The 24,232-nt window shown below is 72.3% G+C and carries 21 protein-coding genes and 2 pseudogenes; 8 read left to right on the top strand and 15 right to left on the bottom strand.

Going from position 1 to position 24,232, the window contains the following annotated elements; all coding sequences use genetic code 11:
* Positions 1-2: 2 nt before the first annotated feature.
* Positions 3-2,327, bottom strand: a complete 2,325-nt coding sequence (locus ACYF6T_RS05795; protein ID WP_461693942.1) for a glycosyltransferase — start codon at positions 2,325-2,327, stop codon at positions 3-5.
* A complete protein-coding gene (locus ACYF6T_RS05800; protein ID WP_461693943.1) occupies positions 2,324-3,790 on the bottom strand; it encodes a glycosyltransferase family 29 protein in 1,467 nt (488 codons plus the stop codon). The genes ACYF6T_RS05795 and ACYF6T_RS05800 overlap by 4 nt, the downstream gene beginning before the upstream one ends.
* A 240-nt stretch (positions 3,791-4,030) precedes the next feature.
* Here ACYF6T_RS05800 and ACYF6T_RS05805 point away from each other — a divergent pair.
* Positions 4,031-4,636: pseudogene (locus ACYF6T_RS05805) on the top strand (hypothetical protein); the annotation flags it as partial.
* Between the two features lie 7 nt (positions 4,637-4,643).
* On the opposite strand, the gene ACYF6T_RS05810 reads toward ACYF6T_RS05805, so the two are convergent.
* A complete protein-coding gene (locus tag ACYF6T_RS05810) occupies positions 4,644-5,333 on the bottom strand; it encodes a TetR/AcrR family transcriptional regulator C-terminal domain-containing protein (RefSeq protein ID WP_461693944.1) in 690 nt (229 codons plus the stop codon).
* A 97-nt stretch (positions 5,334-5,430) separates the two neighbouring features.
* Here ACYF6T_RS05810 and ACYF6T_RS05815 point away from each other — a divergent pair, with 97 nt between their 5' ends.
* Positions 5,431-6,819 (top strand): FAD-dependent monooxygenase, encoded by a 1,389-nt coding sequence (locus ACYF6T_RS05815; RefSeq protein WP_461693945.1) that lies wholly within the window; start codon positions 5,431-5,433, stop codon positions 6,817-6,819.
* A 25-nt stretch (positions 6,820-6,844) separates the two neighbouring features.
* Here ACYF6T_RS05815 and leuE read toward each other — a convergent pair whose 3' ends face one another.
* Positions 6,845-7,492 (bottom strand): leucine efflux protein LeuE, encoded by a 648-nt coding sequence (leuE, locus tag ACYF6T_RS05820; RefSeq protein WP_461693946.1) that lies wholly within the window; start codon positions 7,490-7,492, stop codon positions 6,845-6,847.
* 31 nt (positions 7,493-7,523) lie between these two features.
* Positions 7,524-9,104 carry an acyl-CoA mutase large subunit family protein gene (locus tag ACYF6T_RS05825; protein ID WP_461693948.1) on the bottom strand — a complete coding sequence of 527 codons (1,581 nt, stop codon included), beginning with the start codon at positions 9,102-9,104 and terminating at the stop codon, positions 7,524-7,526.
* A gap of 233 nt (positions 9,105-9,337) precedes the next feature.
* Here ACYF6T_RS05825 and ACYF6T_RS05830 point away from each other — a divergent pair, with 233 nt between their 5' ends.
* Positions 9,338-10,156, top strand: a complete 819-nt coding sequence (locus tag ACYF6T_RS05830) for a L,D-transpeptidase family protein (RefSeq protein WP_461693950.1) — start codon at positions 9,338-9,340, stop codon at positions 10,154-10,156.
* A gap of 247 nt (positions 10,157-10,403) precedes the next feature.
* Here ACYF6T_RS05830 and ACYF6T_RS05835 read toward each other — a convergent pair whose 3' ends face one another.
* From ACYF6T_RS05835 to ACYF6T_RS05855, 5 genes are all read right to left on the bottom strand, one after another.
* Positions 10,404-11,441 carry a hypothetical protein gene (locus tag ACYF6T_RS05835; protein WP_461693951.1) on the bottom strand — a complete coding sequence of 346 codons (1,038 nt, stop codon included), beginning with the start codon at positions 11,439-11,441 and terminating at the stop codon, positions 10,404-10,406.
* On the bottom strand, positions 11,441-12,103 hold the full coding sequence (locus tag ACYF6T_RS05840; protein ID WP_461693953.1) for an RNA polymerase sigma factor: 663 nt from the start codon (positions 12,101-12,103) through the stop codon (positions 11,441-11,443). Before ACYF6T_RS05840 ends, ACYF6T_RS05835 begins: the two co-directional genes overlap by 1 nt.
* Before the next feature lie 337 nt (positions 12,104-12,440).
* Positions 12,441-13,199 carry a hypothetical protein gene (locus ACYF6T_RS05845; protein ID WP_461693954.1) on the bottom strand — a complete coding sequence of 253 codons (759 nt, stop codon included), beginning with the start codon at positions 13,197-13,199 and terminating at the stop codon, positions 12,441-12,443.
* A gap of 99 nt (positions 13,200-13,298) precedes the next feature.
* Complete coding sequence (locus tag ACYF6T_RS05850; protein ID WP_461694191.1) at positions 13,299-13,919, bottom strand: RNA polymerase sigma factor; 621 nt, start codon at positions 13,917-13,919, stop codon at positions 13,299-13,301.
* 158 nt (positions 13,920-14,077) lie between these two features.
* A complete protein-coding gene (locus ACYF6T_RS05855) occupies positions 14,078-14,509 on the bottom strand; it encodes a hypothetical protein (RefSeq protein WP_461693955.1) in 432 nt (143 codons plus the stop codon).
* Positions 14,510-14,759: 250 nt separating this feature from the next.
* Between ACYF6T_RS05855 and ACYF6T_RS05860 the strand changes: the two genes are divergently transcribed.
* Positions 14,760-17,027 carry a peptidoglycan recognition protein family protein gene (locus tag ACYF6T_RS05860; RefSeq protein ID WP_461693956.1) on the top strand — a complete coding sequence of 756 codons (2,268 nt, stop codon included), beginning with the start codon at positions 14,760-14,762 and terminating at the stop codon, positions 17,025-17,027.
* Between the two features lie 4 nt (positions 17,028-17,031).
* Here ACYF6T_RS05860 and ACYF6T_RS05865 read toward each other — a convergent pair whose 3' ends face one another.
* Positions 17,032-18,504 (bottom strand): DHA2 family efflux MFS transporter permease subunit, encoded by a 1,473-nt coding sequence (locus ACYF6T_RS05865; protein WP_461693957.1) that lies wholly within the window; start codon positions 18,502-18,504, stop codon positions 17,032-17,034.
* Between the two features lie 76 nt (positions 18,505-18,580).
* The gene (locus tag ACYF6T_RS05870) at positions 18,581-18,979 is read right to left on the bottom strand and encodes a hypothetical protein (RefSeq protein ID WP_461693958.1); all 399 of its coding nucleotides are present in this window, start codon (positions 18,977-18,979) and stop codon (positions 18,581-18,583) included.
* A gap of 219 nt (positions 18,980-19,198) precedes the next feature.
* Here ACYF6T_RS05870 and ACYF6T_RS05875 point away from each other — a divergent pair.
* A pseudogene (locus ACYF6T_RS05875) lies at positions 19,199-19,567 on the top strand (DUF1877 family protein); the annotation flags it as partial.
* 34 nt (positions 19,568-19,601) lie between these two features.
* Here the strand turns inward: ACYF6T_RS05875 and ACYF6T_RS05880 are convergent.
* The 3 genes from ACYF6T_RS05880 to ACYF6T_RS05890 form a co-directional block, all read right to left on the bottom strand.
* Positions 19,602-20,150: a hypothetical protein gene (locus ACYF6T_RS05880; RefSeq protein WP_461693960.1), complete on the bottom strand. Its 549-nt coding sequence runs from the start codon at positions 20,148-20,150 to the stop codon at positions 19,602-19,604.
* A gap of 86 nt (positions 20,151-20,236) precedes the next feature.
* Positions 20,237-20,740 carry a hypothetical protein gene (locus ACYF6T_RS05885; RefSeq protein ID WP_461693962.1) on the bottom strand — a complete coding sequence of 168 codons (504 nt, stop codon included), beginning with the start codon at positions 20,738-20,740 and terminating at the stop codon, positions 20,237-20,239.
* A 96-nt stretch (positions 20,741-20,836) separates the two neighbouring features.
* The gene (locus tag ACYF6T_RS05890) at positions 20,837-22,498 is read right to left on the bottom strand and encodes a beta-N-acetylhexosaminidase (protein WP_461693964.1); all 1,662 of its coding nucleotides are present in this window, start codon (positions 22,496-22,498) and stop codon (positions 20,837-20,839) included.
* Between the two features lie 155 nt (positions 22,499-22,653).
* On the opposite strand from ACYF6T_RS05890, the gene ACYF6T_RS05895 reads away from it, so the two are divergent.
* From ACYF6T_RS05895 to ACYF6T_RS05905, 3 genes are all read left to right on the top strand, one after another.
* A complete protein-coding gene (locus ACYF6T_RS05895; protein WP_461693965.1) occupies positions 22,654-23,154 on the top strand; it encodes a 2-oxo-4-hydroxy-4-carboxy-5-ureidoimidazoline decarboxylase in 501 nt (166 codons plus the stop codon).
* A 190-nt stretch (positions 23,155-23,344) separates the two neighbouring features.
* Positions 23,345-23,725: a succinate dehydrogenase, cytochrome b556 subunit gene (sdhC, locus tag ACYF6T_RS05900; protein ID WP_123998165.1), complete on the top strand. Its 381-nt coding sequence runs from the start codon at positions 23,345-23,347 to the stop codon at positions 23,723-23,725.
* Between the two features lie 5 nt (positions 23,726-23,730).
* Positions 23,731-24,213: a succinate dehydrogenase hydrophobic membrane anchor subunit gene (locus ACYF6T_RS05905; RefSeq protein WP_461693967.1), complete on the top strand. Its 483-nt coding sequence runs from the start codon at positions 23,731-23,733 to the stop codon at positions 24,211-24,213.
* Positions 24,214-24,232 lie beyond the last annotated feature (19 nt).

Below are 24,232 nucleotides of genomic sequence, written 5' to 3' on the forward strand. Positions count from 1 at the left end.
GCTCAGCCGCCCAGGATGACCCGCAGGTCGGCGGCGTTGGCCTCGGTGACCTTCCACAGCTCCTGCTGGCGGCCGTGCACGTCGGCCACGGTCTTGGCGTGGTCGGCGAGCAGGTCCCGGGAGCGCTCGACGAGCCGCGCCGCGAGGTGGCGGTCGTGGACGGAGACGCCCCACTCGGGGCGCTCGATGTCACGCAGGAAGTACGCCATCTTCGGGTGCGAGATCAGGCTGATGATGGGCGTGCCGCAGCCGAACGGGATCATGCCCGCGTGGCCGCGCATGCCGATGACCAGCTTGGTGCGGGCGTAGAGGTCCAGGATCTCCTTGTTCTCGAAGTCGTACATCGGGATGACGGGCATCGAGATGCCGTGCTCCCGGCGCAGGTCGAAGGCGATCTTCTCGTCGTCGAGCGAGTGCGCCACGCACTGGACTTCCGCCAGCTGCCCCAGGTCCCGTACCGCCTGGGCCATCTGGGCCAGGAAGTAGCCGTAGTCGTGGCCGAAGCGCAGGCCCGCGCGGTCGTAGGCGGCGTTGATCAGGATGGTGTCGTCCCGCTTGACCGGGTCCTGCCAGTCCGGCACGAGCTGGCGGGTGACCGTCGTCGGGCAGGGCTGGAAGCGGATCTTGTCGTGCAGGTGGGCCGGGAGCATGGCCCGCACCTTCTCGATCGAGCCGTGGTTGCGCAGGCCGAAGAAGGCGGACTGCTCGACCAGCAGCCGCAGCGACTCGCGGAAGCGGCTCGCCCGGTAGGACTGGCCGTCGAAGGCGTTGAAGCCGACGGCGTAGACGGCGATCGGCACGTCGATGCGGCGCATCGTCTCGTCCGGGACGTTCCACTGCCAGGCGCTGTTGCCGTTGGGCATGGTGTCCGGGATGAACAGGCCGCCGCCGCCGATGACCAGGCCGCGGCGGGCGTTGACCCGCTCCAGGGCGGCCTCGTCGAAGAGGCGGTGGGCGTGGACGGAGTGCCAGCGGCGGGAGGAGGTGTCCGGGCCGAAGGCCGAGCGGACCGACTCCGGCAGCAGCTTGTCGCCGGCGTTGCCCTGCCGGTCCATGTAGAACGCGACGTGCGCCAGCTGGTCCTCGGGGGCGCCGAGTTCCTGGGCCGGCACGGAGGAGGCGCGCTGCACCCACAGGCGGCTGGAGCGGTGCGTGGGGTCGACGGCGAGGCCGGCCGTGGCGTACTTCAGCGCCTGGGCGTTGTCGCCGTGCACCCAGGCCATCTGGGCGAGGCGGGCGTAGGCGGTCGCGGCCCGGTTGGGGGCGGCGGTGGCCATCAGCAGCTGCGCCTTGGCCTCCTCGTAGCGGGAGACGCTCATCAGGGCGTGGCCGAGCACCTCGTGCGGCCAGGCCTCGTCGAGCGGGATGCGCACGCTGGAGAGGATGTCGACGGCGTCCTGGTAGTCGCCGTTCGCGATGTGCGCGGCGGCGACCTTGCGGGCCACCTCCACGTCGCCGGTGCGGGCGACGTGCGGGGTGCCGTAGTGGACGAGCAGGTCGTGGTGGAGGCCGCCGGAGGACTCCATGTAGGCCGCGTGGAACTCGGCGTCGGTCAGCTCGAACTCGCGCCACTTCTCCTCGGCCTGGCTGTAGCCGGCCTCGCCGCCCTGCCACGGCTTGTGGCGGCCGGTGAAGTGCAGGATCGCGGTGTCCTCGGGGACCGGCAGGTCGCCGGACAGCCGCCGCTTGACGAAGTTGTAGCGCGGGTCGAGGCGCACGAAGTCGCCGTCCAGGACGGCGTTGAGGATGCCCTGGTCGTGCTTGTCGAGCTCGTAGTCGCCGGAGCGGCCGCACGCGTCGAGCCGGGCGCAGAACTCGTCGCTGAGGTACTCGCGCTGGATGACCAGCAGGCCGGAGTTGAGCTTGTGCTGCCCGTAGAAGAACTGCGGGACGGCCGCGAGCCCCTCGCGCAGCTGGAGCAGTTCGCTCAGGTCGCCCAGGACCACCATGTCGGTGTCGAGGGTGATGATCGTGTCGTACTCGCGGATCCGGAAGACGTCCAGGATGAAGTACGCCTTGCGCACCAGGTAGTTGTCCTGGTCGCCCTTCTTGTACGAGTCGTAGTGGTCGGCGTCGACCCGCTTGAAGACGACCCGCGGGTGCAGGTCGCGGATCCGGGCGAGGGAGCCGGGGCGCAGGTCGTCGTAGAGGACGACGAAGTCCTCGCACACGCCCGGGTTGGACAGGGCGAGGCTGCGCAGCAGGACGAGGAAGCCGGGCAGGTAGTTCTCGTCGACGAAGGACGCGAAGGCGATTCGGCGCTTGCCGGTGAGCGCGGACGCGTCGGTCGCCGGGGCCCGCGTCGCGGACAGGGTGGTCGTGGTCATCGCAGGGATATCCTCATGTCGGTCACGCTCTGGGCCCGCTGCATGACCCAATCCTTCTCGCTGGTGTATTCGTGCACGGACGTGATGGCCAGTTTCATCGCCTCCTGCACGCGGTAGGCGCCGGACTCGTAGAAGTCGAAGCCGATCAGGTCGAGCTTCGGGCTCACGTCGAGGAAGTCCAGCAGCCACAGCATGTTGAAGCCGGTGGTGGGGATGCCCGACCAGGTCTCGGTGGAGACCTTGCCGATGTTGCGCATGGGCCAGCGCAGCGACTCGTCACCGAGGTAGGTCTGCGCGCCGGGCACCAGCCGGTTGCGCAGGGAGTACTTCCAGTCGCCGGAGATGCCGCCGAAGACCAGGCGGGTGGTGACCTGCTTCTCCCAGTTGAAGCCGTGCTTGTGGATGGTGGCGTGGATGTCCGTCCGGCTGCCGGTGTGCCTCGGGTCGATCCTGTACGAGTTGAAGCGCACCACCAGGTCGTACGAGTCGATCTCGGCGCCCATGGAACTGGCGCCCACCCGGCCGGAGTTGGCGATCAGGCAGATCGACTTGCCGGCGATCTGGTTGCGGAACTCGCCCAGGCTGATCCACTGCACGCCGCCGATGGTCGGGTCGGCGACCGGACCGCGCATCCGGGCGCGGCGCTGCTCGGCGTAGAGGGCGAGGGCCTCGGTGAGGGCGGGCAGGTCGACGCCGGGGACGGCGGTGCGCAGGTCCAGGTACTGGCTGAGCAGGTCCTGCCGGTCGCCCACGGGGGCGTCCTCGGCGGCCAGCGAGAGCAGCGCTCCCACCAGGCGGGGCTCGGCCTCGGTCCAGTCGCCGACGGCGTGCGCGGCCAGGCCCTCGGCCCACACGTCGGTGGCGGGGCGCCGGGTGAACTCCTCGGCGCGCGGGTTCTGCCGCCGCAGCAGGGCGAGCAGCTCGCGCTCCTTGTCGCCGGCCAGGCGCAGGCCCGCGATGCGGTTCCTGACGCCGAAGCCGTCGTCGTTGGTGAGTTCCAGGTACTTCTCGTACGCCTCGAGCGCCTCGGTCTCGTCGCCCAGGGCCTCCAGGAGGCGGGCGCGCAGCCGCCAGCCGGCGCGGGAGTTCTTGCGCTGGGCCAGGACGGTGTCGCTGATGACCAGGGCGAGGTTGAGCTCGTCGTCGTAACCGGCCTCCAGGGCCTTGTTGGCGACGGCGAGGAGGGCGTCCAGCAGCTCGTTGCCGATGCCGGAGGCGGGGGTCGCGGCGCCCTTGACGGCGCGCTTGAGCAGCGCGGTGGGGCCGCCGGCCGAGGCGGGCGCGGGGGCGGCCACCGAGGTGGTGCCCCACACGACGAGCAGCTTGCGCAGCTGTTCGGCGAGTTCGACGCGGCGGCGGTCGATGCTGCCGACGAGTTTGCCGCTGTGCACGGCACAGGCGCGCAAGCAGTCGTCCAGCTCCCCTCCACGTGCGCGTGCCCGTCTGTTCTGGACCCTCGTCATGGCACTCCTGGGTATGTGCAAAGTAACTGCTGTGAAACTGCGTCGTTCGCCGGCTTTACCGCGGCGTGGGGGGATGCTGGGAAAAATTAGGAAGCGAAAACGACGTCCAGGTGAACCGATGGGAACCGAAGAGAGAATCGTTGGCTGGTCAATCAAGGCTTCACCACGATTCGGACTATTGGCACCGACGCATCCATAGACCCCCTTCGCGCCGTCTCGGGGCCCTGGACAGGCTGCGTCTCGCCGCGGCATCAGTTCCCCACGCTGCACTCGCCTTTCGCCTACGGACGTCTCGGTATTCAGGTCTCGCCGTGCGACGCACTAGTGAATCTGACGGTGCTTCAGCAGCCGCTGGGCGTGGACCGGGTGCTCGGGGTGTGCTGGACGCTGTGGGCGGAGGTGCGCTTCTACGCGCTGTTCGCGCTGCCGACGGTGGCGCCCGGGGCGAGCCGCCGGCGGGTGCTGCTGTTCTGCGGCGGCTGGACGGTTGCGATCGCGCGGGGTCCGCGCGACCCGCTGCCGGACGCCGTGCCGATGCCCGAGTACGCGCCGTTCTTCGTCGGCGGGGTCGGGCTGTACCTCGTCCACCGCGACCGGCGGGACGCGCACGGGTGGGGCGTGGTCGCCATGAGCCGGCTGATCGGGCAGCACCACGCGGTCGCCGGGCTGTGGCGGGCGCCGGGCGCCGACGCCTTCTCCTACCGGTCGGCGTTCGGGATCGTGCCGGTGGTGACGCTGGGCTTCGGGGCGGTCGGGGCGCCGACGCCGGCGCCGGCCTGGCTGATCCACCGGTATGCGGAGGTGCCGTTCGGGCCACGGCCGAGGCGGGCGCCGGCGTCACCCTGAGCGGCCCTCAGGCCGAGCGGCCGTATCTGGCCTCGATGCCCGCCACGACCAGCGCCAGCCCCTCCTCGAACTGCCGGTCGTAGTCCTCGAAGATCTCCGCGCCGGCGGCGGCCGACAGCGGGAAGTCGGCCAGCAGCCGCGCGCGTTCGCCGACGTCGTAGCCCTCGCGGCGCTCGCCGGGCAGGGGCCGTACGCCCTGTTCCTCGGTGACGAAGCCGATGGTGTACGCGTACAGGGTCGAGGTCGCCCTGACCGCCTGGGCGAGGGTGAAGCCGGCGGCCGTGAACAGGCGCAGGTTGTCCTCCATCTGGTGGGCGTGGTCGGTGCCGGTGAAGCGTGAGCCGCTGTAGACCTTGGCGCCGTCGCGGTAGCCGAGCAGGGCGGCGCGCAGTCCGCGGCCGAACTTCAGCAGCCGGTCCTGCCAGGTGTCGTCCGGGTCGAGGGCGGTCCCGGCGACCATGCGGCGGTACATCTGCGTGGCCATCTCGTCCAGCAGGGCCTGCTTGTCCTTGAAGTGCCAGTACAGGGCCGGTGCCTTGACGTCCAGCTCCCTGGCGATGGCGCGCAGGGTCAGGCCCTCCAGGCCGACCTCGTTCAGCAGCTTCAGGGCGGTGTCGGCGACCCGTTCCCGGTCCAGGGGCTCGCGCTTTCCCGTCCCCGCGGTCCGCCCCGTCTGCGCGCTCTTTCCCGTACTCACGCTCTTTTCCGTGCTCACGCTGCACAGCTTGACACCTTAACGGCGTTAAGGGCACTCTCGGAGCGAGGGAACTTAACGACGTTAAGGGGAGTGGATCATGGACGCGGACGTGGTGGTCGTGGGCGCCGGCCCGACCGGACTGGCGCTCGGCATCGACCTCGCCCGGCGCGGGGTGGACGCGGTGGTGGTGGAGCGGGGCGAGCGGCTGGCCCGGGGCTCGCGCGGCAAGGGGATCCAGCCGCGCACCCAGGAGGTCTTCGACGACCTCGGGGTGATCGACGCGCTGTGGGCGGCCGGCGGGGAGTACCCGGTCGGAATGATCTGGCAGGACGGGCAGCAGGTCGGCGAGCACCAGATGATGGACCCGGACGAGGACGCCGACGAGGACTCGCCGTATCTGCTGCCGCTGATGGTGCCGCAGTGGCGCACGCAGGAGATCCTGTACGCGCGTCTGCGGGAGCTGGGCGGAGAGGTGGCCTTCGGCCGGGAACTCGTCGGCCTCGACCAGGACGCGGACGGCGTCACCGCGCACTTCGCGAGCGGCTCGCCCGTGCGCGCCCGGTACGCGGTGGCCGCGGACGGCGGGCGCTCGGCGGTGCGGCAGGCGCTCGGGGTGGGGATGACCGGCGAGACGGTCGACCCGAACCCGGTCCTGGTGGCGGACGTGCGGATCGGCGGCCTGGGCCGCGAGTACTGGCACATCTTCCCGCCGCACGGTCAGGGCGGGGGCTTCCTCGCGATCTGCCCGCTCGCCGGGACGGACGAGTTCCAGCTGGTGGCGCAGTTCCCGGAGGGCACGGACGTGGACGTCAGCCTGGCGGGTGTGCGCCGGGTGGTCGGGGAGCGCACGCACCTCGACCCCGCCGCCGTGACGGACCTGTCCTGGTCCTCCGGCTTCCGTCCCCGCGCCGCCCTAGCCGACCGCTTCCGCGCCGGGCGGGTCTTCCTCGCCGGGGACGCGGCGCACGTCCACTCCCCCGCCGGCGGACAGGGCCTGAACACCAGCGTCCAGGACGCCTACAACCTGGGCTGGAAGCTGGGGGCGGTGCTGCGGGGCGGGGCGCAGGAGTCGCTGCTGGACACCTACGAGGAGGAACGGCGGCCGGTCGCGGACCAGGTGCTCGGCCTGTCGACGGCCATCCACCGCGACGAGGCCCGGCGCGGGAAGGCGACGCGGCAGCTGGGGCTGGGCTACCCGGAGTCGTCGCTCACGGCCGAGACCCGGGCGGAGGCGACGGGCCTGCGGGCCGGCGACCGCGCGCCGGACGCGAAGGCGGGGGACGTCCGCCTCTTCGACGCGTTCCGCGGCCCGCACTGGACGCTGCTCGGCGCGCGCGCCGACATCCCGGGCGTGCGGTCGCTGCCGGCCGTCCCCGACTCCTACGGCCCCGGCGTCTTCCTGGTCCGCCCCGACGGCTACGTCGGCTGGGCGGGTGACTCGGCGGCGGGACTCGACGCGTACGTCACCCGCCTCGGCCTGCGCTGAGCCAGGGGCCCGGCAGCCCCGCGGCCTACGCGCTCGCCAGCGACAGCTTCACCGCGAACCCGAGGAACAGCGCCCCCGCCGCCGAGGTCGCCGTCGCCGCCAGCCGCTTGCGGCGCCGGAAGGCCTCGGCGAGCTTGGTGCCGCCGAATATCAGCGCGCTGAGGTAGAGGAAGCTGGCGAGCTGGGCGAAGGCGCCGAGCACGACGAAGGACAGCGCGGGACAGGCGTATCCGGGGTCGACGAACTGCACGAAGAAGGCGACGAAGAACAGGATCGCCTTGGGGTTGAAGAGGCTGACGACGAGCGCCCGCCGGTAGGGCCGCTCGTCGGCGGCGACGGGCTCGTCGGCCCGCGCCTCCCGCTCCCGCCGCGACCGCCACATCCCCCACGCGGCCCGCATCATGCCGACCGCGAGGTACGTCAAGTACCCGGCCCCCGCGTACTTCACGATCCCGAACAGCACGGCGTTGGCCCGCAGCAGCGAGGCCACCCCGGCCGCCGACAGGGTCATCAGCACGGCGTCCCCGCACCACACCCCGGCCGCGGCGGTGTACCCGGCCCGCACACCCCTGCGGGCGGCGACGGACAGCACGTACAGCGAGTTGGGCCCGGGCAGCAGGATGATCAGGACGAGCCCTGCCAGATAGGTGGGGAGATCGACGACACCGAACATGTCGGGGAGTGTCGCACGCGCCTACGACATCTCAGAAGGCGTCGCTGGGCACGTAGGTCCCCCAGACCTCCCGCAGCGCGTTGCACACCTCGCCCACCGTCGCGCGGGCCTTGAGGGCGTCCTTCATCGGGTACAGGACGTTGTCCTCGCCCTCCGCCGCCTTCTTCAGGGCCGCCAGGGCGGAGTCGACCGCCTGCTGGTCGCGTTCCGCGCGCAGCCTCGCGAGGCGTTCCGCCTGCTGGGCCTCGATGGCCGGGTCGACGCGCAGGGGCTCGTACGGCTCCTCCTCGTCGAGCTGGAAGCGGTTGACGCCGACCACGACCCGGTCGCCGGCGTCCGTCTCCTGGGCGATGCGGTAGGCGTTGCGCTCGATCTCGTTCTTCTGGAAGCCGTGCTCGATGGCGGAGACCGCGCCCCCGAGGTCCTCGACCTTCTGCATCAGCTCCAAAGAGGCCGCCTCCACCTCGTCCGTCATCTTCTCGATGACGTAGGAGCCGGCGAAGGGGTCGACCGTCGCCGTCACGTCCGTCTCGTAGGCCAGCACCTGCTGGGTGCGCAGCGCCAGCCGGGCCGACTTGTCGGTCGGCAGCGCGATCGCCTCGTCGAAGGAGTTGGTGTGCAGGGACTGGGTGCCGCCGAGGACCGCCGCGAGGCCCTGCACGGCGACCCGCACCAGGTTGACCTCCGGCTGCTGGGCCGTGAGCTGGACACCCGCCGTCTGCGTGTGGAAGCGCAGCATCATCGACTTGGGGTTCTTCGCCCCGAACTCCTCGCGCATGACCCGCGCCCAGATGCGCCGCGCCGCGCGGAACTTGGCGACCTCCTCGAGGATCGTCGTACGGGCCACGAAGAAGAAGGACAGGCGCGGGGCGAAGTCGTCGACGTCCATGCCGGCCGCGACCGCCGTGCGCACGTACTCGATGCCGTCGGCCAGCGTGAACGCGATCTCCTGCGCGGGCGAGGCGCCCGCCTCCGCCATGTGGTAGCCGGAGATCGAGATGGTGTTCCACTTCGGGATCTCGGCCCTGCAGTACTTGAAGATGTCGGCGATCAGGCGCAGGGAGGGCTTGGGCGGGAAGATGTACGTGCCGCGGGCGATGTACTCCTTCAGCACGTCGTTCTGGATCGTGCCGGTGAGCTTGTCCGCGCCCACCCCCTGCTCCTCGGCGACCAGTTGGTACAGGAGCAGCAGCAGCGCCGCCGGGGCGTTGATCGTCATCGACGTCGACACCTTGTCCAGCGGGATCCCGCCGAACAGCACCCGCATGTCGTCGACCGAGTCGATCGCCACGCCCACCTTGCCGACCTCGCCGTGCGCGATCGGCGCGTCCGAGTCGTGGCCCATCTGGGTGGGCAGGTCGAAGGCGACCGACAGACCCATCGTGCCGTTGGCGATCAGCTGCTTGTAGCGGGCGTTGGACTCCGTCGCCGTGCCGAAGCCGGCGTACTGCCGCATGGTCCAGGGGCGGCCCGTGTACATCGACGGGTAGACGCCGCGCGTGAAGGGGTACGAGCCCGGCTCGCCCAGCTTCTCCGCCGGATCCCAGCCCTCCAGGGCCCCGGGTCCGTAGACCGGCTCGATGGGCAGTCCGGACTCCGACTCGCGCGCCATGGTGTGATGCCTCCCGCTGAGTTACTGGCCAGTACAGACCGACCCTCCTGCGGACTGTAGCGGTGCGCGTGCAGCCGTTTGGAGGGGCACACCCTGGGACCTTGCTCACAGCCTCCGTGAGGTCCCGGTCACAACAATGCCCCGCCGTTCGGGAGCCGTCACGCGCGGGCAGCCTCTGAGGTGACACGCGGGCAATCGGTGAGACGGCGGGGGTCGTGTTGCGTACTACGGGCATGGCGAGAGTGATCGGCGCGGCAGCCGCCCTGGCGGCCCTGGCCGGGGTGTGCGGCTGCACCGTGCAGGGCACGGACGGCAAGGTGCACTCCCCGGTCCACATCGAGCTGCCGGGCAGCACCGCGCCCGCGCCCTCCGCCACGGCGGACGGCAAGCCGACCGGCGCGCCCGCCCCGGCGGCCGGTCCCGCCGTCCTGTGGTCGCCCGGCGACTCGGGACGGGACGTGCGGGAGCTCCAGGCCCGGCTGCGGCAGGTCGACTGGCTCTTCGACGGGCCGACGGGGACGTACGACGACCTGACGGAGAAGGCCGTCAGGGGCTTCCAGGGCAAGCGCGGGCTGCCGCGGACCGGGCGGACGGACACCGTCACCTGGCAGCGGCTGCTGAAGATGACGCACGAGCCGGGCACATGGGAGCTGTACCTGATGGGCGGCCAGCCCGCCGGAGCGCCCGACCCGCGCTGCTTGACCGGACGGGTGCTGTGCATCGACAAGACGACCCGCACCCTGCGCTGGATGATCGACGGGCGGACGGTGTCGGAGATGGCGGTCCGCTTCGGCGCCGTCGGCACACCCACCCGGGACGGCGTGTTCCACGTGTACTGGAAGTCGCGCCACCACTGGTCGACGCTGTACGACTCCCCGATGCCGTACGCCATGTTCTTCAGCGGCGGCCAGGCCGTGCACTACTCCTACGACTTCGCGGCCCGGGGTTACGCGGGCGGCTCGCACGGCTGTGTCAACGTCCGGGACGAGGCGGCGATCGCGAGCCTGTACGCGCAGGTGCGCAACGGCGACAAGGTCGTCGTGTACTGGTGAGGCAAGCGGAGACAGATGTGCGGGGCGCGGGCGGGACCGGGGGAACGTGTCCCGCCCGCGCCGAGGTGCACGAGCCGTAGGTACGGGGGGAACCCCGGCTCTGTGCGAGAAGCCGATGACCAGTCGGCTCACTCAGTACTGCGTCGCCGGGGCCGAAAGTGTCACACCCCGCGCGGGAAAATCGGCGAGAAATTCACCGGGCGCCCGAGCGGCCCGCGACAGCGCAGGTCACAGGCGGGAGGCGGCCTCAGAGCGCGCTGTAGGTCGGGCTCGGCGACGGCGTCTGCCGGTGCAGCAGGGAGGAGGGGGCCGCCGTGTCCTCGGCGGTCTGGTCGCCGTCTCCGCCGCCGGGGGTTATGTGGCTGCCCTCGCCGTCACCGCCGGACTCGCCCTGGTCGCCCCGGCCGTTCTGGTCGCCCTCGCCCTGGCCGCCCGGACCGCCCTGTCCTCCGGTGCCGTTGCCCTTGCCGCCGCCCTTGGCGTTGCCCTTGCCCTTGCCCCTGCCGTCCTGGTCCGCGCCCGCGGTTCCGTTGCCGGCGGGGCCGAGGACGGTCTTGCAGTACTTCCACACGCGGCCCGCGCCGGAGCCGCCCGCCGCGGCCTCCAGGGCGTGCCGGCGCTCGGTGCCGAGTTCCTTGCCGGCGCGCACGTCACGGCAGGCGGCCGGGGCGCCGCTCCAGGTGCCCTGGCCGGCGGGGCCGGCCGCGGTGCCGGGCTCGGACGTGGCGCCGCCGCGCGGGGTGCCCTGCGGGCCGGTGGGCTCGGTGGTGCCGTCGGCGCTGGGATCGTCCTGCGGGGCACGCGGCGAGGGCGACACCAGCGGGCGGCCGGAGTTGACGGCGGCGGAGACCGAGGCGGCGGGGTCCGGCCGGCCGCCGCCGAAGGGCGTCGGCAGCACGCCGGTGGTGGCCGCCACCGCGACCGAGCCGACCATGCCGGCGGCCAGCGCGGCGGACAGCCCCAGACGCAGGGGGCGGCCCCAGCGGGGGCGACGGGGCCGGTCGGCGGCGGCGCCGAGACGCACCAGACCGGCGTCGGAGGACGCCGCGTCCCGCTCGCCCGGCGCGGCGGCGCCGGCCCGGGCGGTGCGGAAGGCGGCCAACGCGGCGGCCTCGCCGGGGAGTTCGGCGCTGTCCGGCGCGGGCTGGGCGCTCAGCGCACCGAGCGTGGCGGCGAGGCGTTCGGCCTGCTCGCGGGCGGCGGCGTCGACAGCTTCGAGGGACTGTCCGCTCAGCAGGATCTCCGCTGTCCGCCGGTCCAGCCACCTGTACTGCTCGTCGGCCATCACATGTCCTTCTGCGTCCGCGGGCGCATATGCGTCACAGTCGCGGACGTCACCGCGCCCTCGCGCGGTTCTCGCTGGGGCGGCAGTGCGTCGAGTCCCACTGCCGATTCCGGATCGGCGCCGATCAGTTCGGCCAGCCGCTTCAGCCCGCGGTGCGCGGCGGTGCGTACGGCGCCCGGGCGTTTGCCGAGCGTCTCGGCCGCGGTCTTGGCGTCCAGGCCCACGACCACGCGCAGCACGACCGCTTCGGCCTGGTCCTGGGGCAGCCGGGCGATGAGGGAGAGGGTGCGGTCGGTGGCCAGCGCCTCCATCGCCTCGCCGGCGGTGTCGGACTCGGCGGCCTTGCCGGTCAGTTCCGTTTCGTCGCCGCCGATGGCGGGGCGCCGGCCGCGCATGCGGATGTGGTCCAGAGCGCGGTTGCGGGCGATGCGGGCGGCCCAGCCGCGGAAGCGGTCGGCGTCACCGCTGAACCGCTCCAGGTCGCGGGCTATCTGCAGCCAGGCCTCGGAGGCGACGTCCTCGGCGTCCGGGTCGCCGACCAGGGTGCGCACGTATCCGAGCAGGCGCGGGTGCACGGCCCGGTACACAGTACGGAACGCGGTCTCGTTGCCGTTCTGTGCCGCAAGCACCGCGGCGGTCAGCTCCGCGTCGTCCCCCAGCACCCGTCAGTCCTCAGTCGTCGGTCGGCCGATGGTTGCGGCGATGTTCGGTCAGCCTCGCCCGGCGCGAAAGGCACGTTACGACCTGAAACCGCTCCTCGTCCATGTCCGTACAACCTGCAACCAGCTTGTGACGGGGTGGGGTGTGACAGAAAACGCAGTCATGGCGCTGTAGAGAGTACGGGCCGCCGCGCGGCCCGTGCCGCGCGACGGCCGGGGCCTCTCCTGTGGGGGGTGGCGGCCCCGGCCGTTGCCTTGGCGGCGCACGGCTGTGCCGGGGCGTGGAAAGGCGTTGCCCGTACGGCGTGTCCGGATGCGTGGGCCGGTCGGCCCGGCTGTCTCAGTTGCCCTTGCCGTTGCCCTGGCCGGAGTTGCCCGTGCCGTTGGTGGGCGCGGCGCTCGCCTTGCCCGGGGTGTCCGGCTTGTTGGGGTTGGCGGACCTGGTCGGCCTGGGCGTCGTCGGTGCGGGGGACGCGAGGCCCAGCCGGCGGGCGCAGTACGCCGTCACGTTCCGCTCGCCACCCGCCGCCTTCACCAGCCGCTGCCACGCCGTCGCGTCCAGCGCCTTGCCGTGGTCCTTGACCTGCTCGTACGCCTGGCAGTGGGCCTCGGTGTCCTGGGCGGTGCCGGGGCGGTCCGGGGTGGCGGAGGGGTCGGGGGCGGTGGAGACGGCCGCCGAGGAGGGGTCGGAGGCGGCACCGGAGGCGCCGGCCGACGGGCTCGTGCGCTGCTCGCCGTGCTCGGCGTGCGAGGAGCCGACCGCGCCGATGCCGGCGTAGGCGACCCCGCCGAGGGTGAGGCCGGTCACCGCGATCGCGAAGGTGGCCTTCAGCGAGCGGCGGGTGCGCCGGTGTTCGCGCGGGCGCCAGTCGTCCCGGCGCCGGGTGCGGGCCCGGTGGGCGCCGGCGTCCCGGGCGGCCCGGAACGCGGCCACCGCCCGCCGCTCGCCCTCGGCGTCCACGGCGTCCGGGCGCATCGCGGCGGCGAGCAGCCGCTCCAACGCCGCGCTCTCCGTGCCGTCCGCGGAGCCGGACACGGTGGCGCCGGGCCGCGCGTGCCGGCGGCCCGCGCCGCTGCCCTCGCCCTGCGGTTCACCCATGTCCGTATCCATCCCTGTCCGACGGCCGTGCCGTGTCGCCGTAACCGCCGTCACCGACGTGGCATACGCCGTCACAGACGTTCGTGCCGCCGCTGCCGTTCACTTCGACTCCCCCAGCGTCCGGGAATCATCATTCGTCACACCCGCGACACCGAGCCGTCGCGCCAGGCCCTTCAGCCCGCGGTGGGCGGCGGTGCGCACCGCGCCGGGGCGCTTGCCGAGCACCCGGGCCGCGGCGGGACCGTCCAGGCCGACGACGACCCGCAGCAGCACCGCCTCCGCCTGGTCCCGGGGCAGGCTGCGCACCAGCTCCAGGGCGCGTGCGGTGGACAGCGACTCCAGCGCCTGCTCGTGGGTGTTCTGCGTGCCGGGCAGATCCAGCAGGACGTCCTGTTCGAGCGTCGACGCCCGCGGCCGTACCTTCTGCCGGCGCAGGTGGTCCAGTGCCCGGTGCCGGGCGATGGTCGCCGTCCAGCCGCGGAACCCCGCCCCGTCCCCCTTGAACCGCCCCAGATCGCGGGCTATCTCCAGCCAGGCGTCCGACGCCACGTCCTCGGCGTCGTCACCGACGATCCCGCGCAGATAGCCGAGCAGTCCCGGCTGGACGAGCCGGTACGCGACCGCGAAGGCGGCCTCGTCGCCCTCCTGGGCCCGCGCCACCGCTTCGCCCAGCTCCCCGTCGAATGCCTGCGCGCGGCGGGGTTCGCCTCCTTGGACCAACACTGTCCTCGTTCGTACGAGTGCGAAACGGGCCCGTGCGGACCCGCACCGTGCCACACGACCGGCCGTGTGCACGCCTCCACGGTTCTCAGCGTCGCCCGTCACACAAGTGTCACAGGCCGTCAGACACCCCGGGCGTGTCGCGAAGGCGCCCGACCTCACGCCGCCGTGCGCCGCGCCCGTCCGTGGAGCGTCAGGTAGAAGGTGTGCAGCGAGTCCTGCGGGCCGCCCCCGGCGAACCGGTTGCGCACCTTCCCGAGCGGGTTCCAGACCCGGCCGTCCGGCATCCGCACGCCGACCGGCTGGCCGAAGCAGGCGCGCTGGTAGGCGTCGCAGTCCACCCACACGGCGCCCGCCCGGCGCACCAGCACCTCGCCGACGTACGCGCCGAGCCCCAGCAGCGTGCCGTGGGCCCGTTCCGGGTCGGCGCCGCCCTTGCGCAGGCCGTCGACCAGGAAGTCCACGATCCGCAGGCTGGCCACGGAGTAGTCCAGCGGCAGCCGTCCCCGCGCGGTCGCCCGCGTGACGAAGGCCGTCGCGCAGTCCCGCATCCCGGCCGCGCACGGCACGCGCTCGTTCCCAGCGCTCATCCGACCCCACCCCATCCTTCTCGGCCGCCCCGAGCGCGGTCCGCCGCCCGGGGCGGCTGCTCGGTCGGCGGGAGGTCCCCTCCTCCCTCTGATCCAGCGGACGGCGTGCCGTGAACATCACAGTGACGTTTGGCCAGGGCTCAACGCTGTGTGTAGGTGCCACCTGTGTGTCGGGTGTGACAGTCGTGTTCGTTTTCTAGGGGTGGGGCAAGTGAGTCCACGCGGGACGCGTGCGTACAGACCGCTGAGCATGAAGCGCCGGGCCTGGCTGACGCTCGGGGCGGTGGTCCTGGGCGGTGGCGGTGTCGCTTCGTACGCCATCGCCGGCCCGTCCGCCGGCCACTCGGCCGAGGGACGGCCGAAGCGGCCGGTGAAGGTCTACGACCTGGCGCTGAAGAGCGCGGCGGACGGCAAGCGGGAGCTGCCGCGCACGGAGACCAAGCAGTTCTCCCTGCTCGGCGTCTCCTGGACGGGCGCGCGGACGCGCCTGCACGGCACGGCCCAGGTGCGCACCCGCAGCGTCGAGACCGGCGCGTGGACCGCCTGGCAGGACCTGGAGGCGAACGTCGACCCGCTGGAGGACCCGGAGGCCGGCGCCGACGCGCGCGGCGCGTCCGAGCCGCTGTGGGTCGGCCCCTCCGACGGCGTCCAGGTCCAGGTCGTCCACAAGGACGGCTCCACCAGCGCGGGACTGCCCAGGGGCCTGGAGGTCAACCTGGTCGACCCGGGCGTGGCGACCGACGCCGAGACCAGGGCGGAGCCGGCCGCGTACGTCGCGGAGGGGACGCCGAGCGACAGCGCCTCCCCGACCGACAGCGCCTCGCCCACGGACGGCGCCTCGCCGAGCGACTCCGTCTCGCCCACCGACTCGCTCTCCCCGAGCGCCGGCGCGCCGGCCTCCGCGTCCGCCTCCGACTCGGCGCCGGCGTCCGCCTCGGCTTCGGCCTCGGCCTCCGCGTCCGCTTCCGCCTCCGCGACCGCGCCCACCGCCCCGGTCTCCACGGTCCCGGAGCCGCCGATCGTCTCGCGCGCCGACTGGGGCGCCGACGAGTCGCTCAGCCCCGACCCGTCCGAGTACAACGCCGACGTGAAGGCCGTCTTCGTGCACCACACGGACGGCACGAACGACTACTCGTGCGCCGACTCGGCGGCCATCGTGCGCGGCATCTACGCGTACCACACGCAGACCAACGGCTGGAACGACATCGGCTACAACTTCCTGGTCGACAAGTGCGGCACGATCTTCGAGGGCCGCAAGGGCGGCGTCGGCCTGCCCGTGCTCGGCGCGCACACCTACGGCTGGAACCGGGAGTCGGCCGGCATCGCGGTGCTCGGTGACTACACCACCACCGGCGCCACCAAGGCCGCGCTGACCTCCATCGCCCGGATCGCGGCCTGGAAGCTCGGCCAGTACAAGGCCGACCCGGCGACGACCGTGCAGCTCAAGGCGGGCGCGACCCAGACGAACTACTTCGGCAAGAGCTTCACCGCCGGCAGTTCCTACACCTTCAACCGGATCTCCGGTCACCGCGACGGCTACAACACCCAGTGCCCCGGCAGCTCCCTCTACGCCCAGCTGCCGACCGTCCGCGCCTGGGCGTCCGGGCCGGTGCAGGGTCTGAAGGTGACGTCGGTCGGCGGCGCGGGCCTGTCGGGCTCGACGTACTACACCAAGGGCGCGATCACGGTGAAGTGGTCGACGACCACGCCGGCTTCGCTGATCTCCACGTTCCAGCTGCTGGTGGACGGCAAGGTCGCCACCACCGTCTCCGGCACGGCCACCTCGGCGGGCGCCACCCTCACCGCGGGCAGCCACACCGTCGCCGTACGGGCCGTGCACCAGTCGGGCAGGACGGCGACCACCGGCGCCCTGGCCTTCGCCACGGACACCACCGCGCCGGCCTTCACCACCACGCCGAAGATCTCCCTGCGCACCGGCACGGTCAACACCACGGCCGTCCCGGTCACCCTCGGCTGGAAGGCCGCCGACAGCCAGGCGCTGAAGTCGGTGAGCCTGCTGAGCCCGACGACGGCCACCTTCGGCCCGACGACCACCAGTTCCAGCCGCACCGCCACGTCCGGTACGGCGTCCACCTGGTCGATGAAGGCGTACGACTACGCGGGCAACACCCGCACCTCCTCCCCGTCCTACACGCCGGTGATCCTCCAGGAGACCTCGGCCACCAGGTCGGGCAGCTGGACGTCCCGTTCCTCCACCAGCTACCTCGGCGGCAAGTCGTACTCCAGCGGTTCCAAGGGCGCGAGCCTGACCTGGACCTTCACCGGCCGCTCGGCGGCCTGGGTGGTCTCGCGGGCGGCGTCCTCCGGTCAGGCGTACGTGTACGTCGACGGGGTCAAGGTCACCACCGTCGACCTGAAGTCCTCGACCACGCTCTACCGCCAGGCGATCTGGACGAAGACCTGGTCGAGCAGTGCCAAGCACACCGTGAAGATCGTGGTGGTCGGCACCAGCGGCCGTCCGACGATCACGACGGACGGCCTGGTGTACGTCAAGTAGCCGCTCAGCCCACGTCGACCGGCTCGGGCGTCCGCTCCCCCGCACCGTGGGGGGTGGGCGCCCGTTCCGCGTTCACGAGCACCCCGGCGGTCAGCGCGGCCAGCAGCAGCGCCGCCATCGCCCACCAGGTGGCGACGTTGAAGCCGTGCACCAGCGCCTTCGCCTGCAGCAGCCGCCGGTCCACGCCGGGACCCGGCCGGTGCGCCGTCAGATAGCGCGAGGTCACGCTTGCGGCGATGGTGTTCAGCAGCGCCGTACCGATCGAACCGCCCACCTGCTGGGCGGTGTTGAAGGTCGCCGAGGCGGCACCGGAGTCGCGCGGCGGCACGCTCCCGGTGGCCAGCGACACGGACGTCATCATCGCCGTACCCATGCCGAGGCCGAGCATCAGCATCGCGGGCAGGATGTGCGAGGCGTACGCGGGTTCGGTGCCGACCTGGGCGATGATCGCCAGCGCGCCGGCCGCCAGCAGCAGCCCCGGCACCATCAGCGTGCGCGGCGGCACCTTGTTCAGCAGCCGGGCCGCGACCTGCGTGGAGCCGGTGATCATGCCGACGGTGATGGGCAGATAGGCGACACCGGTCTTCACCGGCGAGTACCCGAGGACGCCCTGCATGTAGTACGTCAGGAACAGGAACACGCCGAACATGCCGACGGTGGTGAGCAGCACGGTCAGGAAGGCGCCCACCCGCTGCCGGTCCCTGACCACCGACATCGGCAGCAGCGGCACCGGCGCCCGGGTCTGCCACAGCCCGAACAGGCCGAGCAGGACGACGCCGGCGACGAGCAGCGTGAGGACCAGTCCGTCGTGCCAGCTGCGCGACTCCGCCTCGGAGAAGCCGTAGACCAGCGAGAGCATGCCGGCCGAGCCGAGCAGCGCGCCCGGCACGTCGAGGCGGGCGTCGGGGTGGCGTTCGCCGGCCGCGAGCAGCACCCACGCGCCCGCGAACGCGACCAGCGCGATGGGCACGTTGACGTACAGGCACCAGCGCCAGTCCAGGTACTGGGTGAGGAAGCCGCCCGCGAGCAGACCGATCGCCGCGCCGGCGCCGATGATGGCGCCGAAGATGCCGAACGCCTTCCCGCGGTCCTTGGGATCGGTGAACGTCGTCGCGAGCAGCGACAGCGCGGACGGCGCGAGCAGCGCGGCGAACACGCCCTGCAGGGCCCGCGCCCCGAACAGCATCCCCTGGTTGGCGGCGGCGCCGCCGAGCGCGGAGGCGGCGGCGAAGCCGAGCAGCCCGATCATGAAGGTGGTCTTGCGCCCGGCGAGGTCGGCGATCCGGCCGCCGAGCAGCAGCAGTCCGCCGAAGGCGAGGGTGTAGGCGGTGATGACCCACTGCCGGTTGCCGTCCGACATGTTCAGATCGGCCTGGGCGGAGGGCAGGGCGATGTTCACGATGGTCATGTCGAGAACGACCATCAGCTGGGCGAGCGCGATCACGACGAGCGCCCACCAACGGCGGTTGTCGGCCATGCCCCCATCGTGCTCCCCGCCCCGCCCGCTTGGGAACGCTCGCGTCTCTTATTACGGTGTTTTTGCCCCGCGGCCCTTACGGTGACGTCATCCCGCCGGCCGTCGCGTCCCGGCACAGCAGCCGCAGCGAGCCGTCGCCGCGGAAGCAGCGGCGGGCCTCGTCGATGGGGTCCCACATCCGCCCGTCCGGCGTGCGGATCCAGTGCTCGCCGCTCACCGACCACCACTCGGCCGCCGTCTGCCGCACGATCACCTCACCGGCGTACGCCCCGAACCCGCGCAGCACGCTCTCCACCGCCGCGAGCGGCACCCCCTCCCGCCGTATGTCCTCGATCATCCGGTCGACCCGCCACAGACTCTGCGCCGAGTAGTCGAGGCGCAGCCGCGCTCCCTCCCGCATGGTCGCCACCGCGTCCGCCGCCCACCGCACGGGTTTCGTCGCGGCCGAGGGCCTGGTCTCCTGGTATGTCGTCACACCGGGAAAAGCGTGGTGAGGGAAGGATTCGTCACCCGGTTCCGGAGCCTTCCCGCAACCGGTGCAGGACCCGCGCGCGGTGCGCACAACACCCGCCCACGTACGCGGGTTGACGCGGGAGTGACGGTTGGGCGCCCCGCTGCGCTCCTGTCACTGATGAACACGTACTTCCATCTCCGCGCGGTGCCGCCCCCGGCGCTGCGCAACAGCGCGACCTGGATGCAGCGGCTGTTCGAGGACGACTGGAACACCGTGCGCGACCGCATCGGCAGACACCGCGAGGAGGTGCTCGGCAGCTCCTACGCCGACCACGGAACGCTCTATCCCGACACGCCGGTGGTCCTGGGCGGCCGGCCGGTGCGCGGTGCGCGGTGCGACGCCCCGCCGTTCCTGGTGCTGACGGCGGCCCAGGTGAACAAGGTGGCCGGGTTCCTGGAATCGGCCGACTTCGAGGCCCTGTGGGAGGCCACCCGGGAGGAGCTCCTGGAGGAGTACGGCGGCTCGGAGGCCGAACCTGAGCTGCACACGTACTTCGCCGCGACCCACCGCGACCTGACGGCGTTCTACGCGCAGACGGCGCAGTACGGCGACGCGGTGGTCAAGTGCCGCCTGGGAGCCGGGATCAGCCCCGCCCCCGGTCGCGCCGCGACACCACCGCCCGCAGCACCCTGCGCCCCTCCACCGAGACCTCCAGAGCCCGGCGCAGACCGTTCACCCCATGCCCGGCCAGCACCTCCAGCACGGTGATCTGCCGCCGCAGCTCCGCGGCGACCAACGGCGACATCCCCTCCGTCCGCCCCTGCCGCCGGACGTCGACCGAGTCCGCCGGGTCCTCCACCGGGTCGAGCAGGCGGTGCACCCGCAGCGAGGCCACGGAACAGGCGTCGGCCCAGACCCGCACCTCCCCGCCGGTCAGCTCGGCCGGTGCGGCCTCCAGCATGCGGTGGGCCAGCAGCGCGGCCTCGTCGCCGGCCCGGCCGCCCGCGAGCCTGTCCCGCGCCCGGGCCAGCCCCGCCGCCCAGTCGCCGCTGTCCGCGAGGCTCGCCCACAGCGGCCGCAGCACCTCGTCGTCATCGCCCCCGAGCAGCGGGACGCACCGATCCAAACAAGCCAACCCGCTGGCGGCTAGTCCGCGTTCGTCGGCCTGAGCGATCAGCTCCACCAGGCTCATCCGCGCCTCCCACGGGGCACCTCACCAGGGCGCCGACCTTTACGGAGCCCGCACTTCCCCTTACTGCGTGCGACGGGCCGGGAGTGTCACAGCGGGACCACGCCCAGCCGGTCGAGCAGGCGGAAGAAGAGGTTTTCGGCCAGGGGGTCGGGGTCGGCGGTGAACACGTCGAGCAGGGGGCCGGCGGCCACCTCGTGGCCCGCCTCCGCCGCCCAGGCGACGGCCCGTTCGGCGGCGTCGGCGGGTTCCAGGAAGTAGTCGTCCAGGGTCGGCCCCTCCGTGCCGGCGCCGAGGTGGCCGGCCATCGCGGCCCTGGCCAGACAGGTCGTCCACGCCCCGCTGTCGGGCGCCGCCGCCTCCACCACCACGCAGTCGCTGTCCATGACGTACCCGAACAGCGCGGGCGCCCCGGTCTCCCGGGCCAGGACGTTCATGTTCCCGAGGTCGCCGTCCCCGCTCGGGTACTCCCACACCTGCCAGCCGCCGGGCGCCTCCGCCCGCAGCTCCATGCCCTCCACCCCGGCCAGCGCGTCCAGCTCGGCCAGCGGCCGCTCGCTGCGCCCGACGACCAGATACCCCCAGTAGCCCATGTCCCGTTCCCCCACGGCGTCCGTCGGCTTCGGCTCGGGCCGAATACACCACAGTCGTACGGCTGTTCGCAGCCGGATGCGGGGATTGGCCCGGGTTCAGCCGAGCCGGTCCGCCAGCGCCCTGAACCGCGTCCAGGTCAGCGCCGGACGCCCGGTGTCCCAGAGTTTCTGCGCGGTCGCGCGCAGCGGCATCCGGATGCCCGCGGCGACCTGGGCCTGCGTCTGGGCGTTGGGGTAGTCGCCCCAGACCGCGAAGGACCCGCCGAGGATCTGGCCGTCGTAGCGCGCCGGCACCGCGGTCGTGCCCCGCACTACGCGCGGCGTCCACTGCTCGTAGATCCGCTGTCCCGTCGGGTAGACGAACTGGTTGGGCTGCCCGAGGACGTAGTAGAGGAACTCGTCGTTGTAGTTGAGGAGCCTGCGGCCGGCGCTCAGGTACTCCACCGGCTGCCGCGCCCCGATCTCCTTGCCGGTCCAGTACGCGACCTGGAGGTCCTTCGCGGGCTGCACGGACGTACCGCGGAAGAAGCCGTCGTTCCACACCCGCATGGTCCGGTCGTGGGCGCGGACGGTGTCGGCGCGGTCGTTGAGCCATCCGGTGGTCAGGTCGGCGACGGTGGCGCCGGAGCCGTAGGCCTGCCGGGCGGCCGCGGCGAGCTGCGGGTAGGAGGTCTGCGGGTCGGAGACCGTCAGCGCGCGGTACTCGTCGCCGCCGAGGTTCCACCGGCCGCCCGGGAAGAGACCGGCGTACTCGTTCAGCAGGTCGTCGACGATCTGCGCGGCGGCGGGCTTGGAGATGTCGACGGCGCCGCGCGCCGCCACGCCCGAGGCGTTGCGCAGCTGAAGATCGGGGTGGGCGGCGATGACGGCGCCCAGGTGCCCCGGCGAGTCGATCTCGGGCACGACGGTGACGTGCCGGCTCTCGGCGAGCGCGACGATCCTTTTCACCTCGGCCTTGGTCAGGTGCGGCGACGAGACGATCTCCGGATGACTGGCGGACTCGATGCGGAAGCCCTGGTCGTCGGAGAAGTGCAGCCCCAGCTCGTTGTACTTCAGGTCGCCTAGCTCGCGCACCCGGTCCTCGATCCAGGCGGCGGTGTAGTGCTTGCGCGCGATGTCGAGCATGAACCCGCGCACCGGCTTGGCCGGCTGGTCCCGCACTACGCCCTCGGGCGCCGTGCCCCCGCCGTGCACCTCCTGCTTGAGCGTGCGCGTGCCGTAGAACACGCCGGCGTCCGACGGCCCGCTGATCCCGACCCGCCCGCCGCGCACGGTCATCGTGTACGACTCCGGGTCGGCCCCTTCGTCGTCGTTCAGCGCCAGCCGTACGTCGCCCGCCCTGTCGTCGTCCTTCTCCCCGGCGTACGTCAGCCCCAGCTCGCCGGCGATCAGACGGCCCTCGTCGGCGAGCTCCGGGTCGTCCACGACCACGCGCTCACCGCGCGCCGGACGCCAGCCGGGGCCGCGGGCGGCGGTGTGGGAACGGACGGCCGGGATGGTCTGCGGGGCCTTCGAGAGGGCGTAGGAACGGGTCGGGCTCGGCGTCGGCGTGGCGCGGTGCGCGGCGCCGGAGGAGGCGGACCCGGTGTCGGAGGGCTGCGACCGGCTCTGCGCCGCCCCCGCTGGTCCGCTGTCGTCGCCCGCGGAGGCCCACAGCCCGAATCCCACGCCGGCGCCGACCGTCGCGACGAGGGCCGCGCCGATCACCAACGGGGTCTTCACGTTCCGCGCCGGACGCCGGCGCCTGTGCTGGCTCACCGTGCCAACCTAAGACCCTCGGGGGGCGTGATGCGTCCACCACGCGTTCCGAAACTCTCCCGTGCGGGTGAAATCCGTGCATCCTTCGGACAGGTCATGCCCCTCCTCGATAACGTGATGTCACACCTTTCACAGCTTCCTCTGCCGAAACGCACGTGACGCCCACACACCTTCCTGGCCGAGTCGCCATACCGACCCTGCCCACCGTCCTGGCCGCGTTCAACTCGGCCCCCGCCGCCGACGCCCGCACACTGCTGCTCGAGTGCCTGCGCAGCCTGCGCTGGGCGGACCGGCTGGCTGCCCATCGCCCGTACCCGGACGTCGGCTCCCTGCTCGCGGCGTCCGACGAGGCGGCGTACGACCTCACGTCGGCCGACCTGGCGGAGGCCCTGGCCGCGGAGGCCCTGCCGACGCTGCCGGGCACGTACTCCGCCGCCCACACGGCGCTGAACGCGGCCCACGCGGCGTACGAGGCCCGCTTCGGCCACGCGTTCGTGATCTGCCTGGCCGACGTTCCCCCGGCCGAGATCATCGATCACGTGCTGGCGGGCATCCGGTCACGTTTGGCGAACGATCCGGAGGACGAGCGGCTGGTGGCCGCGGAAGAGCTGCGGCGACTGGCGAGGCAACGGCTGGACCAGGCCCTGCGGGCATAACGGGCCACTCTCTCCCGTAAGCCCCAGAACTCACCCATCCGCGTGCCACATTGATCACACCGGTAGGCCCCACGTAAGCCCACCCCCGGTGCCTGAGTACGATGCTGGGGGCCGGTGGACCGTACCCGGCCGGGCCCGACCGACAGCACAAGCCGGCGCGGCCCCAATCCCCGCTCCCGGAGGGACTTCCGTGCCGGCTGGAACGCTGTACCGCGGCCGGGAAGGAATGTGGTCCTGGGTGGCTCACCGAGTCACCGGCGTCCTCATTTTCTTCTTCCTGTTCGTTCACGTGCTGGACACCGCTCTCGTCCGTGTCTCCCCCGAGGACTACGACAAGGTCGTAGCCACGTACAAGACCCCGCTCGTCGCGTGCCTGGAGTACGGCCTCGTCGCCGCCATCCTCTTCCACGCGCTCAACGGCCTGCGCGTCATCGCCGTCGACTTCTGGTCGAAGGGCCCGCGCTACCAGAAGCAGATGCTCTGGTCGGTCGTCGGCATCTGGGTCGTGCTGATGCTCGGGGCGATCTACCCCGTCCTCGGCCACGCCGCTCGTGAACTGTTCGGGAGCTGACACCCATGGCCACCACTGAAACCACCGCTTCCGGCGTCGGCCCCGTCGAGGGCGCGTCCCTCTACAACGTCGACAACCCGGCGCCCCTCATCGAGGCCCCCCGCAAGCGCACCAAGAAGACCCCGCGCTCGACCCGCGGCAACTTCGAGATGGCCGCGTGGCTGTTCATGCGCCTGTCGGGTGTCGTGCTGGTCGTCCTCGTCCTCGGCCACCTGCTGATCCAGCTCGTCCTGGACGGCGGCGTGTCGAAGGTCGGCTTCGCCTTCGTGGCCGGCCGCTGGGCGAGCCCGTTCTGGCAGGTCTGGGACCTGCTGATGCTGTGGCTCGCGATGCTGCACGGCGCCAACGGGCTGCGCACGGTCATCAACGACTACGCGGAGCGCGCGAACACCCGGCTGTGGCTGAAGGGCCTGCTCTACACCGCCACGGTGTTCACCATCCTGCTGGGCACGCTGGTGATCTTCACCTTCGACCCGAACATCCGCTAGGCACGGGGCTGCGAGAATC

It is taken from the genome of Streptomyces sp. 7R007, from assembly GCF_054850255.1.